At 73.5% G+C, this 11,673-nt stretch carries 10 protein-coding genes and 1 pseudogene; 5 read left to right on the top strand and 6 right to left on the bottom strand.

Features of this window, described 5'->3' with window-relative positions; translation table 11 throughout:
- Positions 1–2 precede the first annotated feature (2 nt).
- The 3 genes and pseudogenes from atpD to WMF29_RS14870 form a co-directional block, all read left to right on the top strand.
- Positions 3–1,527: pseudogene (atpD, locus tag WMF29_RS14880) on the top strand (F0F1 ATP synthase subunit beta); the annotation flags it as partial.
- The gene (locus WMF29_RS14875) at positions 1,418–1,849 is read left to right on the top strand and encodes a F0F1 ATP synthase subunit epsilon (RefSeq protein ID WP_437331121.1); all 432 of its coding nucleotides are present in this window, start codon (positions 1,418–1,420) and stop codon (positions 1,847–1,849) included. The pseudogene atpD and the gene WMF29_RS14875, both read left to right, overlap by 110 nt.
- A complete protein-coding gene (locus tag WMF29_RS14870) occupies positions 1,846–2,178 on the top strand; it encodes an AtpZ/AtpI family protein (protein ID WP_437331120.1) in 333 nt (110 codons plus the stop codon). The genes WMF29_RS14875 and WMF29_RS14870 overlap by 4 nt, the downstream gene beginning before the upstream one ends.
- A gap of 2 nt (positions 2,179–2,180) precedes the next feature.
- Here the strand turns inward: WMF29_RS14870 and WMF29_RS14865 are convergent, their stop codons facing one another.
- From WMF29_RS14865 to WMF29_RS14840, 6 genes are all read right to left on the bottom strand, one after another.
- Complete coding sequence (locus WMF29_RS14865; protein ID WP_437329459.1) at positions 2,181–2,438, bottom strand: acyl carrier protein; 258 nt, start codon at positions 2,436–2,438, stop codon at positions 2,181–2,183.
- Between the two features lie 3 nt (positions 2,439–2,441).
- The gene (locus tag WMF29_RS14860; RefSeq protein WP_437329458.1) at positions 2,442–3,641 is read right to left on the bottom strand and encodes a dihydrolipoamide acetyltransferase family protein; all 1,200 of its coding nucleotides are present in this window, start codon (positions 3,639–3,641) and stop codon (positions 2,442–2,444) included.
- Positions 3,634–4,620 carry an alpha-ketoacid dehydrogenase subunit beta gene (locus WMF29_RS14855; RefSeq protein WP_437329457.1) on the bottom strand — a complete coding sequence of 329 codons (987 nt, stop codon included), beginning with the start codon at positions 4,618–4,620 and terminating at the stop codon, positions 3,634–3,636. Before WMF29_RS14855 ends, WMF29_RS14860 begins: the two co-directional genes overlap by 8 nt.
- 206 nt (positions 4,621–4,826) lie before the next feature.
- Positions 4,827–7,394: a magnesium-translocating P-type ATPase gene (gene mgtA, locus WMF29_RS14850; protein ID WP_437329456.1), complete on the bottom strand. Its 2,568-nt coding sequence runs from the start codon at positions 7,392–7,394 to the stop codon at positions 4,827–4,829.
- A gap of 46 nt (positions 7,395–7,440) precedes the next feature.
- Positions 7,441–8,421 (bottom strand): pyruvate dehydrogenase (acetyl-transferring) E1 component subunit alpha, encoded by a 981-nt coding sequence (pdhA, locus tag WMF29_RS14845; protein WP_437329455.1) that lies wholly within the window; start codon positions 8,419–8,421, stop codon positions 7,441–7,443.
- Positions 8,422–8,574: 153 nt separating this feature from the next.
- The gene (locus WMF29_RS14840) at positions 8,575–9,534 is read right to left on the bottom strand and encodes a ribose-phosphate diphosphokinase (protein ID WP_437329454.1); all 960 of its coding nucleotides are present in this window, start codon (positions 9,532–9,534) and stop codon (positions 8,575–8,577) included.
- A 255-nt stretch (positions 9,535–9,789) separates the two neighbouring features.
- Here WMF29_RS14840 and WMF29_RS14835 point away from each other — a divergent pair, with 255 nt between their 5' ends.
- Together WMF29_RS14835 and WMF29_RS14830 are read left to right on the top strand one after the other, a co-directional pair.
- On the top strand, positions 9,790–10,245 hold the full coding sequence (locus WMF29_RS14835) for a CBS domain-containing protein (protein ID WP_437329453.1): 456 nt from the start codon (positions 9,790–9,792) through the stop codon (positions 10,243–10,245).
- A gap of 64 nt (positions 10,246–10,309) precedes the next feature.
- Entirely contained in the window at positions 10,310–11,665 is a 1,356-nt protein-coding gene (locus WMF29_RS14830) for a phosphoribosyltransferase family protein (protein ID WP_437329452.1), read from the top strand.
- Positions 11,666–11,673: the final 8 nt, after the last annotated feature.

The following is an 11,673-nucleotide window of genomic DNA, read 5'->3' as shown; positions in this document are numbered from 1 at the left end:
CGATGGCGGGCGGCGGCGGAGCCGGCGCGGGGCGGGCCGAGGGCGCCGTGTGCAGGGTGCGGGGATCGGTGGTCGACGTCGCGTTCCCCGCCGGGGCGCTCCCGCGCACGGGCGAGGCGCTGACGCTCGAGGTCAGCGGCCGCCGCCTCGTGCTCGAGGTGCAGCAGCAGCTCGATCCCGAGCACGTGCGGACGGTGGCCCTCGGGTTCACCGGGGGCTTGCAGCGCGGGGCGCGCGTCGTGGCCGCCGGGGCGCCGATCTCGGTGCCCGTGGGAGAGGCCGCGCTGGGCCGGCTGGTCGACGTCCTTGGTGACCCGCTCGATCGGCGCGGCGCTTTCCCGCCGGACACCCCGCGCCGCCCGATCTCCCGCCCGGCGCCGCCGCTCGAGGCCGAGGTGCGGGCGCGCGAGGTCTACCCCACGGGCATCAAGGTGATCGACCTGCTCGCGCCGCTCGCGCGCGGGGGGAAGGCAGGGCTCTTCGGCGGGGCCGGGGTCGGCAAGACGGTGCTCTTGATGGAGCTCATCCGGAGCACGATCTCGAAGCAGCGCGGCATCGCGGTGTTCGCGGGGATCGGCGAGCGATCGCGCGAGGGGAACGAGCTCTGGCTCGAGATGCGCTCCTCGGGGGTGCTCGACCGGACGGTGCTGGTCTTCGGCCAGATGAACGAGCCGCCGGGCGCGCGCTTCCGCGTCGGGATGACGGCGCTGGCGCACGCCGAGTTCTTCCGCGACGAACGCGGGCAGGACGTGCTGCTGCTCATCGACAACATCTTCCGCTTCGTCCAGGCCGGCAGCGAGGTCTCCGGCCTCCTCGGGCGCCTGCCCTCCCGGGTGGGCTACCAGCCCACGCTCGCCACGGAGATCGCCGAGATCGAGGAGCGGATCGCCTCCACCGCGCGCGCATCCATGACGTCGATCCAGGCCGTGTACGTCCCCGCCGACGACATGACCGATCCGGCGGTCGCGCAGATCCTCACGCACCTCGACGCGGCGATCGTGCTCTCGCGCAAGCTGTCGAGCGAGGGGATCTATCCGGCGATCGACCCCCTGACCTCGAGCTCGATCTTGATGGATCCGCTCGTCGTCGGCGCGGGCCATTACCGGACCAGCGCGCAGGTCCGCCGCACGCTGGCGGAGTACCGGGAGCTCGCCGACATCATCGCGATGCTCGGGATCGAGGAGCTCTCGCCGGAGGACCGGCGCACGGTCGCGCGGGCGCGGCGGCTCCAGCGGTTCCTCACGCAGCCGTTCGTCGTGACCCAGCAGTTCACGGGGCGCGCGGGCGCGATGGTCGAGGTCGCCGAGTGCATCCGGGGGTGCGACGCGATCCTCGCCGGAGAGTGCGACGACTGGCCGGAGGCCGCGCTGTACATGGTGGGCACGCTCGACGAGGCGCGCGCGCGGGTGAAGGGATCGTGAGGCTCACGATCGTGACGCCGGCGGCGCTGATCGCGGAGGTGGATCCGGTCCGCCACGTCCGCGCCGAGGACCCGACGGGCTCCTTCGGGATCCTCCCGGGGCACGCGGACCTGCTCACGGTGCTCGTCGTCTCGGTGCTCGTGTACCGGGACGACGCGGGGCGCGAGCGCTTCGTGGCGGTGCGCGGCGGTGTGCTGACCGTCCGCGAGCGGCGGGCGGTCGAGGTCCTCACCCGCGAGGCCGTCGCGAGCGACGACCTGGACCAGCTCGAGCGCGACGTGCTCGTCCGCTATCGCCGCACGGCCGCCGCCGAGGAGGAGGCCGCCCGCGGCCTGCGCCGGCTGGAGGGAGCGCTGCTGTGCAGGGTGGCCGACCACCTGCGGATCACAGGGCCGCGCCATGGGGTCCCTCGGCTGGAGCCGCGGTGACGTCCCCGGGAAGCGAGGGGCCGGGGCGCGCGCCGAGGGAGCGCGATCCCTTGCACGAGGGCGTCGTCCGGTTCGGCGAGCGGCGCAGGCGCTGGGCGTGGGAGCGGGGGCGACCGCTGGGGCTCGCGCTGTCCCTGGTCGGCCTCGGGTGGCTCGTCGTGCTGCCGGCCCTGCTCGGGCTCTTCGCGGGGAGCTGGCTCGACGCGCGCTTGCGGACAGGCGTCATGCTCCGGGCCGGTCTCGGTCTGCTCGGGCTCTCGCTCGGCTGCGCGAGCGCGTGGCGGTACGTCGCGCGCCAGCTCCGGCGCGGTGACCGCGGGCACGGCTGACGCTACGCCGCCCGCTGCGCGAGCGTCTTCGCCAGGTAGTCGGTGCAGCCGCGGACCGTCGCGATCCGCCGGTAATCCGACTCGGGCACGCTCACGCCGAGCTCGCCGTCGAGGGCCGTCACGAAGCGAAGGAAATCCATCGAATCGATGTCGAGCTCCTCGCGGAAGTCACGGTCCACGCCGAGCGCCCCGATGTCCGCCTCCGGCGCGATGCGCAGGAGCTCCCGGCGCACGACGGCCTCGATCTCGTCCTTGTTCATCGGTCAAAGTCCCTCCGGTCGTTGCAGGAGCGCGTCGAGCGAGGCGAGGTAGGCGGCCGCGCGGTGGCCGTCCGTCACCCGGTGGTCCGCGGCGAGCGTCGCGTTCACGAGCGGCCGCGGCACCACACGGCCCTCGACGACCCACGGCCGCTCGGCGATCTTGCCGAACCCGACGATGGCCACCTGCGGCGGAAAGATGACGGGAAACACCGTCTCCACGCCGCGCTCCCCGAGGCTCGTGACGGTGATCGTGGGGTCGCTCATCTCGGAGCTCCGGAGCGTCCCGGCCCGGGCGCGCTGGACCAGGTCCTTCAAGGCGGCCATCAGCTCGGCGAGCGGCAGCCGGTCCGCGTCGTGCAGCGCCGGCGCCACGAGCCCGCCGCCCCGGAGCGACACCGCCACGCCGAGGTGGATCCTCGGGGCGGGCGGGGCCTCATCCCCCTCCCAGCGGGCGTTCAGCTCGGGGACGTCGCGCAGGGCGAGCGCCGCCGCCTTGAGGAGGAGCGCGCCCGGCAGGAGCCGCCCGGCCACGTTGCGCTCCGCGTTCTCCCGCTCGATCCAGGACATCGCCGTGCGGAGGTCGATGGTCGTGCCGAGGTAGAAGTGCGGCGCCTCGCGCTTCGATCGGGTCATCGCCGCCGCGATCGCCCGGCGCATGCGGGCCGACGCTTCCTTCGTCATGGCATCGGCCGCCGCGTCCTTCGTGCCGGCCGCCGCCGCCCGCTCGACATCCGCGGCCTCGACGGCGCCGTCCGGTCCTGTCCCCTGGACCCGCGTGAGGTCGACCCCGAGCTCCTGCGCCCGCCGCCTCGCGCGGGGAGACACGCGTGGCCCCTGCGCGAGGGCCGCGGGCGGCGCCGCGGCGGCCTCCTGCGGCGCCACGGCGGCCGCCGGGGGAGGAACCGGCGGCGCGGGCATGGCGGGCGCGGCAGGCGCGGCGGGTGGGGGCGCGCCGACCGCTGCCTCACGCCCCTCGAGGATCACGGCCATCGCCGTGCCGACGGGCACCTTCTGCCCGGGCTCCACGAGGAGCCGGTCGATGACGCCGCTCGTGAACACCTCGACCTCCACGAGCCCTTTCTCCGTCTCGACCTCGGCGATCACGTCGTCGCGCGCGACGCGATCCCCCACCGCGCGGCGCCACTTCACCAGCGTCCCGGCCTCCATGTCCGCGCCGAGCGAGGGCATCAGGAACTCAGCCATCGCGCCGCACCGTCCTCTCCACGGCGGAGACGATGCGCGGGACCTGCGGCAGCGCCGCCTCCTCGAGGTGGCGCGCGTAGGGGATCGGCGCCTCGGCGCTGCACACCCGCGCGACGGGCGCGTCGAGCTCGTAGAACGCGCCCTCCATGATCCGCGCGCTCACCTCGGCGGCGAGGCTCCCGCTCCGCCACCCCTCGTCGACGAGCACGGCGCGGTGCGTCCGCCGTACGGTCGCGAGGATCGCCTCCTCGTCGAGCGGCCGCAGGCACCGGAGGTCCAGCACCTCGGCCTCGACGCCGCGGCCCGCGAGCTGCTCGGCCGCGGCGAGCGCCTTCGGGACCGAGCCGCCGTGCGCGATCAGGCTCACGTGGCGGCCCGCGCGCCGCACCGCCGCGCGGAAGGGAGTCGCGGGGGGCGCCTCGTCGTCGAGCTCGCCCTCCATGGGGTAGAGGTACTGGTGCTCGAAGACGACCACCGGGTCGGGATCGTCGAGCCCGGCGAGCAGCATGTCGCGCGCGTCCTGCACCGTCGCGGGCGCGAGCGCCTTGAGCCCGGGCACGTGCGCGTACCAGTTCTCGAGGCTGTGCGAGTGCTGCGCGGCGAGCTGGCGGCCGCCCCCCGTGGCCATGCGCACGACGAGCGGGATCGAGAACTGGCCGCCGGACATGTGCCGGAGCGCCGCCGCGTTGTTCACGATCTGGTCGAGCGCGAGCAGGCTGAAGTTGACCGTCATCACCTCGACGATCGGGCGCGCCCCGCCGAGGGCGGCGCCGATGCCGGCGCCGACGAAGGTCGACTCGGCGAGCGGCGTGTCGCGGACCCGCTCCGGGCCGAACTCCTCGAGCAGGCCGGCGCTGCACGCGTAGGCGCCGCCGTAGCGGCCCACGTCCTCGCCCATCAGGAAGGCCCGCGGCTCGCGCCGGAGCGCCTCGCGCAGCCCGGAGCGGACCGCCTCGCGGTAGGTCGCCGTCCGCTTCACGTCACGGCGCCTCCCGGGCGCAGAGCAAGCGGGTCAGGGCCTACGGCGGGGCGGGCCCTGCCGTGCTGCGCGCGTTCCTGGTCTGGCCGGGTGCCTCCCCTCATCACATTCAGGCTCCGAGAGACGCGGCCGAGCAACGAGCGTACCGGCGCCGAGGTGCGGCGGAAGAGCGCGCTCGTGCGGTCATCCCGAACGGCGGCCCCGTGTCACCCGAAGATGCGCCGCATGAGCGCGCGTTTGATCGCCTCGACGATGGCGAGGTAGGTCAGCGTCGCGCCCGCGAGGAACAGGAAGAAGCCGGGCGGCAGCGGGACGAAGCCGAGCAGCCCGGCGAAGGGGCTGTACGGCAGCACGAGGGCCACGGCCACGACGCCGAGCGTGGTCGCCGCGAGCGCGCGGCTCGGAGAGCTCTTGAAGGAGCTGCCCATCGTGCGGATCACGAAGATCACCAGCGTCTGCGTGGCCAGCGACTCGACGAACCAGCCGGTGTGGAAGAGCGAGGCCGGCGCGCGGAACACGCGGAGCAACACGTAGAAGGTGAGGAAGTCGTACAGGGAGCTGATCGGCCCGATCACCATCATGAAGCGGCGGATCAAGGCGATGTCCCACCGCCGCGGCTTCCGGACGAAGCTCGCGTCGACGTTGTCCGTCGGGATCGTGATCTGCGCGAGATCGTAGAGGAAGTTGTTCAGGAGGATCTGCGGGGGCAGCATCGGCAAGAACGGGAGGAGCACCGAGGCCCCGGCCATGCTGAACATGTTGCCGAAGTTCGAGCTCGTCCCCATGAGCAGGTACTTCATCACGTTGCCAAAGGCCTTCCGCCCCTCGAGGATGCCCGAGCGCAGCACGTCGAGCCTGCGGTCGAGCAGCACGATCTCCGCGGCGTCCCTGGCCACGTCGACGGCGCCGGCGACGGAGATCCCTACGTCGGCGGTGTGCAGCGACGGCGCGTCGTTGATGCCGTCGCCGACGTAGCCGACCACGTGGCCGCGGGCCTTGAGCGCGCGGAGGACGCGGTTCTTCTGCGCCGGCGAGACGCGCGCGAACACGCGGGTGCGCTCGGCGAGGTGGGAGAGCGCCGGGTCGTCGAGGCGATCGATCGCGCCGCCGAGGACGATCTCGCCGGGATCGAGGCCGACCTGCCGGCAGACGTGCCCGGCGACGAGCTCGCTGTCGCCCGTCAGGATCTTCACGTCGACCCCTTCCTCACGGAGCGCGCCCACGATCCCGGCGGCGTCGGGGAGCGGCGGATCGACGAACGCGAGCAGCCCCGCGAGCGTGAGATCGACCTCGTCGTCGCGCCGGTACGCCGGCCTGGCCGGCACGCCGCGGTAGGCGACCGCGAGCACCCGGTAGCCCTGCTGGCCGAGCGCATGGAACGCCGCCTCGCACCGCGCGCGGGCGCCGTCGTCGAGCGGCCGCACCTCGCCGCTGGCCTCGTACGAGGTCGCGATCGCGAGGACGCTCTCGGGCGCGCCCTTGGTCACGAGCAGCCGCTCTCCTTGGCGCTCGGCGACCACGCTCACGCGGCGCCGCTCGAAGTCGAACGGCAGCTCGTCGAGCTTGTGGAAGCCGTTGATGTCGGGGTGCTCGTGGCGCAGCACGGCCGCGTCGAGCGGGTTCACCGCGGCTCTGCGGAGCACGGCCGCGTCGACGGGGTTGTCCACGCCGCTCTCGAAGTAGCTGTTCAGGTAGGCGAGGAGGAACGGCCTCTCCGACGGCTCGCCGAGCGGGTCCACGTGGGCCTCGAGCTCCATCTCGCCCGTGGTGAGGGTCCCCGTCTTGTCGCTGCAGAGCACGTCGATGCTGCCGAAGTTCTGGATGGCCGAGAGGTTGGTGACGATGACCCGCTCGCGCGCGAGCCGCACGGCGCCCTGCGCGAGCGTGACGGTGATGATCATCGGCAGGAACTCGGGCGTGAGCCCCACGGCCAGGGCCACCGCGAAGAGGAGCGACTCGAGCGGCGGGCGCCCGAGCGCGGCCGTGAGCGCGATGACGAGGAGCACCAGGAAGAGCACGAGCTTGAAGATGAACGCCCCGAACTGCGCCATGCCCCGCTCGAACTCGGTCTGCGGAGGGCGGGTCGCGAGGGCGCGGGCGATGCCGCCGAAGGCGGTGTCGGCGCCGGTCGCGAACACGACCGCGGTCGCGGTGCCGCTCACCACCGACGACCCGAGGAACACCGCCTGGGTCATCTCGCCCGGGCTCTTCGCGGTCGAGGGCCCAGGGTCGGGGCTCTTCTCGGCGGGCAGCGGCTCGCCGGTAAGCGCGGCCTGGTGCACGTGCAGGTCCTTGGCCGTGAGCAGGCGCGCATCGGCGGGGACCAGATCGCCCGCGGCGAGCCGCAGGACGTCGCCCGGCACGAGCTCGCGCCGCGGGAGCTCGCGGAACACCCCGTCTCGCAGCGTGGTCGCGGTGGGCGCGACCTGGGCGCGGAGCCGCTCGACCGCGCGGTGGGACCGCCGCGTCTGCACCGACTCGACCGCGACGCTCAGCGCCACGATGACCACGACGACCGCCGCGTTCGTCAGGTTGCCGAGGACCGCCGACACCACGCTGGCGAGCAGGAGGATGATCACGAGCGGGTTCGCGAAGCGGCGCAACACCTGGACGACGGCCGCCTCTCGCCTCGTCGTGGCCGCGGGCTCGTTGGGGCCGAACCGCCCGAGCCGCTGCCGCGCCTCCTCGCTCGTCAGCCCGCCCGGTGAGGTCCCGAGCCGCTCGAGCAGCTCCGCGAGGGGTAGGCCCGAGAGCCGCTGCGCATTCGCGTCCATGCGCCCACGATATCCGCCTTCTCCTCGCCGCACTCCCCGGGCGCGATCACGGCGCCTCCCGGGCGTAGACGAAGCGGGTCAGGTCCTCCACCGGCTCGAGCGGCGCCTCCTCCGCGGCCTTCACGGCCGCCTCGACCTCGGCCGCGACCTCGCCCAGGATCCGGGCGAGCGCGCCGTCGTCGAGCAGCCCCTCGGCGCGCAGCCGCGCGACGAACAGGTCGATGGGGTCGCGCTCCCGCCAGGCGGCCACCTCGCTTTTGTCCCGGTATCTCTCGGCGTCGTACATCGAGTGCGCGCGGAACCGGTACGTCAGCAGCTCGAGAAAGCGGGGGCCGGCCGCCTCCCTCACGGCCGCGGCCGCGCGCCGCGTGGCCTGCTCCACCGCGAGCACATCCATGCCGTCGACCTGCTCGGCCGGCACGTGGTGAGCCGCGGGGACGTCGATGAGCCGCGGGTTGGCGGCGTGGCGCGCGAGCGCCGTCCCCATGGCGTACTGGTTGTTCTCGCAGAGGAAGAGCACCGGCAGGCTCCAGAGCGCGGCGAGGTTCAGCGACTCGTGGAACTCCCCCTCGTCGGTCGCGCCGTCGCCGAAGAACACCGCCGTGACCCGCCGCCGGCCGGCGAGCTTGTCGGCGAGCGCGAGCCCCACCGCGATGGGCAGGCCGCCGGCCACGATGGCGTAGCCACCGTAGAAGCGCCGCTCCGCGCAGAACAGGTGCATCGACCCGCCGCGCCCGAGGGCGCAGCCCGTCGCCTTCCCGTACATCTCGGCCATCGCCGCGGCGGGCGAGACCCCGCGCTGCAGCGCATGGCCGTGCTCGCGGTAGGCGGCGACCACGGCGTCGTCGTCCTCGAGCGCCCGCATCGCCCCGACCACGACCGCCTCTTCGCCGATGACCAGGTGGAGGAAGCCGCGGATCTTCTGGAGCGTGTACAGCTCGGCGCACCGCTCCTCGAAGCGGCGGATGAGCAGCATCGCCCGCAGCACGGCGAGCGCCTCGGCAGGAGGGATCCCGAGCGAGCTCATGAGGGCTCCTTCGAACGACGCAGCCTCCTGCTCGGCACAAGCGCCTCCATCCAACACACCTCCGCGACAGGGCTCGGCTCGGGCAACGATCGTACCGGCGCGGGCGCTCCCGTCGTCGATGCCGCTCATGGGTCCTCCTGCTCGGACGCTGGCTCAGCGCGGCGGCCTCGCGGCCTCGCCGCGCGCGAGCAGCGCCTCCAGCGACCGGCCGTCATGGAGGAGCCGGATCGCCTCGGCCAGGAGCACGTCCAGACGGACGAGCTCGACGGGGATCGCCGCGCCCGTGGCGGCAGCGACGCTGTCGGTCACGAGGAAACGGCGCACCGGGAGCGCGGAGAGCCGGGCCATCGCCGGGCCGACGAAGAGGCCGTGCGTCGCGATGACGGCGATGTCCGGCGCGCAGCCCGCCGCGAGCAAGGCGTTCACGGCGGCCTCGATCGTCCCGCCGGTGCTGATCATGTCGTCGACGAGGAGGGGCGACCGTCCCCGGACCTCGCCCGTGATGGCGTGGACGCTGACGTCCTCGCCGCTCAGGCGGGTCTTGTGCACGACGGCGACCGGCAAGCGGAGGAGCCGGGCGTGGCGATCCGCGAGCTTCGCGGCGCCCAGGTCCGGCGCCACGATGACGCTGCGCTCGGAGATCCAGGGTCTCGCCGCGTCCGAGAGCAGCGGCACCGCGCTCAGGTGCTCGAGCGGGATGGAGAAGAACCCCTCGAGCGCGGCATTGTGGAGGTCGACGGCCACCACGCGCGAGAGGCCCGCCGTCGTGAAGAGATCGGCGACGAGCCGGGCCCCTACCGGCTCCCTTCCCGAGGCGCGGCGGTCGTGGCGGGCATAGCCGAAATACGGCACGACGGCCGTCACGCGCGGAGCCCCTGCGCGGCGACACGCGTCCGCGAGGAACAGGAGCTCGGCGATGTGCTCGTCGACCGGCGGGCTCGTCGGCTGGAGGAGAACCACGTCCCGCCCTCGCACGCTCTCCCGGATCTGCACGTGAAGCTCGCCGTCCGCGAAGCGGCGCACCAGGGCGTCGCCCAGGCCGACGCCGAGGCGCTCCGCCACGGCCTGTGCGAGAGGGAGGTTCGCGTTGCCCGCGAAGAGGCAGATCTCCATGGCTGCTCCGCTGCGCCGCCTGCCGTGTCGTGGGGGCTCATGGCGCCGCTCATTCGAGCTGTGACCGCTCTCCAGATGCAACCCCAGGGCCTGATGTCTCCGGTGACGTCCGCTCGCCTCCGCCGTCATCACGCCTCTGCGCCTGCTCTGTTTGCTCGCCACGTGCCATAGGAGCGCACCGGCCTCCATGACCCTTGGGTATGGGCTTCCCGGAGCCGACGCCGGCTCCATGGAGCGCTCGTTGGGAGGAATGCCGTGACCACTGCGGGAGAGCTCTGCAATCGGCGCGTCGTCACCATCGGCAAGACCGAGACCGTGATCGAGGCGGCCCGCCGCATGCGGGCGCATCACGTCGGCAGCCTGGTCATCGTCGACGAGCCCGCCGGGAGGACCGTGCCTGCCGGCATCATCACCGATCGCGACATCGTGGTCGGCGTGGTGGCGAACGCGAGTCCCTACCTGGAGTCTCTCCAGGTGGCGGATGTCGCGACCGAGCCGCTGGTCACAGCGCGAGAGCAGGAGGACCTCCTGGACGTCCTCGGCAGGATGCGCGCCGAGGGCATCCGCCGCGTGCCGGTGGTGAACGACGAGGGGGTGCTCCAGGGGATCATCGCCTTCGACGATCTCCTCGAGCTCCTGTCGGACGAGCTCTCCGAGCTGAGCGCGCTGGTGACGAGGCAGCAGCGGCGGGAAGCGCAGAGGAGGATCTGAGTGCCGGGTGTATCCACAGGGGCGAGGAGGTCACGGTCAGCACGCGACCGGCGCAGGGGGGTTCATGTTGTTTCGAGATCGCGTTGATGCAGGGCGCCGCCTGGCCTTCGCGCTGAGGCGCTACCGCGACGAGGCGCCCGTCGTCCTCGGGCTCCCGCGCGGCGGCGTCCCGGTCGCCTACGAGGTCGCCCGGGCGCTCAAGGCGCCGCTCGACGTCTGGGTGGTGCGCAAGCTCGGCGTTCCGGGGTACGAAGAGCTGGGTCTGGGCGCCATCTCGGAGGGGGGAGAGGTGTACCTCAATGAGCAGGTGCTCGCGGAGATCGACGTCCCCCAGGAGGAGGTCGCGGAGATCGTGGACCGCAAGGTCGCCGAGGTCGAGGACCGCGTGCGGCGCTTTCGGCGCGGCCGGCCGCCGGTCGACGTCGAGGGCCGCACCGTCGTCGTCGTCGACGACGGCATCGCGACCGGCGGGACCGTGCGCGCCGCGCTCCGGGCCATCCGGCGGCGCGGGCCGAGGCGCCTCGTCCTCGCGGTCCCGGTCGCGTCTGCGACGACGCTCGAATCGCTGCGCCCCGAGGTCGATGAGGTGGTCTGCCTCGACGCGGATCCGCAGCTGTTCGCGATAGGCGCCTATTACCAGGACTTCCGCCAGACCACGGACGACGATGTCGTGGAGCTGCTCGAGCGGGCGCGCACCGGCGGCGCGGGCGCGGAAGGCGAGGAGGGGCCGGCGGGCCCGCCGGAGCCGGCAGACGAGCTCCCCATCGAGCTCGAGCTCGATGACGGCGCGCGCCTTCAGGGCAGCCTGACGATCCCCGCCGGGGCGACAGGCCTCGTCCTGTTCGCTCACGGGAGCGGCAGCAGCCGGCATAGCCCGCGCAACCGGTACGTCGCCGAGGTGCTCCAGAGCGCCGGGCTGGCCACGCTGCTCTTCGACCTCCTCACCGGCGAGGAAGAGGCGGTGGACGAGCGGACTGGCCACCTCCGGTTCGACGTCGAGCTCCTCGCGGGGCGGGTCATGAGCGCGGCCCTGGCCACGCGCGAGCAACCCGAGACGAGCGCGCTCCGGATCGGCTACTTCGGCGCGAGCACCGGCGCCGCGGCCGCGCTGATCGCCGCGGCGAGGCGTCCGGATCTCGCGGACGCCGTGGTGTCGCGGGGCGGGCGCCCCGATCTCGCCGGCGCGTACCTCGAGCAGGTCCGCGCGCCCACGCTGCTCATCGTCGGGAGCGCGGACACCGAGGTGCTCGCGTTGAACCGGCAGGCGCTCCAGCTCCTGCGCGGACCGCGACAGCTCGCGATCGTGGAGGGAGCGACGCACCTGTTCGAGGAGCCAGGGACGCTGGAAGAGGTCGCGCGCGCGGCCAGCGCCTGGTTGGTCCGCTACCTGGCGCCCCAGGCGCTCGAGGCGACCGCGTAGCTGCACGA

Source organism: Sorangium sp. So ce381 (genome assembly GCF_051473845.1).
GTDB lineage: Bacteria > Myxococcota_A > Polyangia > Polyangiales > Polyangiaceae > Sorangium > Sorangium atrum.
Note: the sequence above shows the minus strand (reverse complement) of the source record. Positions and strands in the feature narration are given on the sequence as shown.

Excerpts from the sequence above, each read along its gene's own strand:
- WMF29_RS14865 (WP_437329459.1), bottom strand. The coding sequence starts at position 2,438 with ATGAACAAGGACGAGATCGAGGCCGTCGTGCGCCGGGAGCTCCTGCGC.
- WMF29_RS14860 (WP_437329458.1), bottom strand. The coding sequence starts at position 3,641 with ATGGCTGAGTTCCTGATGCCCTCGCTCGGCGCGGACATGGAGGCCGGG.
- mgtA (WP_437329456.1), bottom strand. The coding sequence starts at position 7,394 with ATGGACGCGAATGCGCAGCGGCTCTCGGGCCTACCCCTCGCGGAGCTG.
- pdhA (WP_437329455.1), bottom strand. The coding sequence starts at position 8,421 with ATGAGCTCGCTCGGGATCCCTCCTGCCGAGGCGCTCGCCGTGCTGCGG.
- WMF29_RS14840 (WP_437329454.1), bottom strand. The coding sequence starts at position 9,534 with ATGGAGATCTGCCTCTTCGCGGGCAACGCGAACCTCCCTCTCGCACAG.
- WMF29_RS14830 (WP_437329452.1), top strand. The coding sequence starts at position 10,310 with ATGTTGTTTCGAGATCGCGTTGATGCAGGGCGCCGCCTGGCCTTCGCG.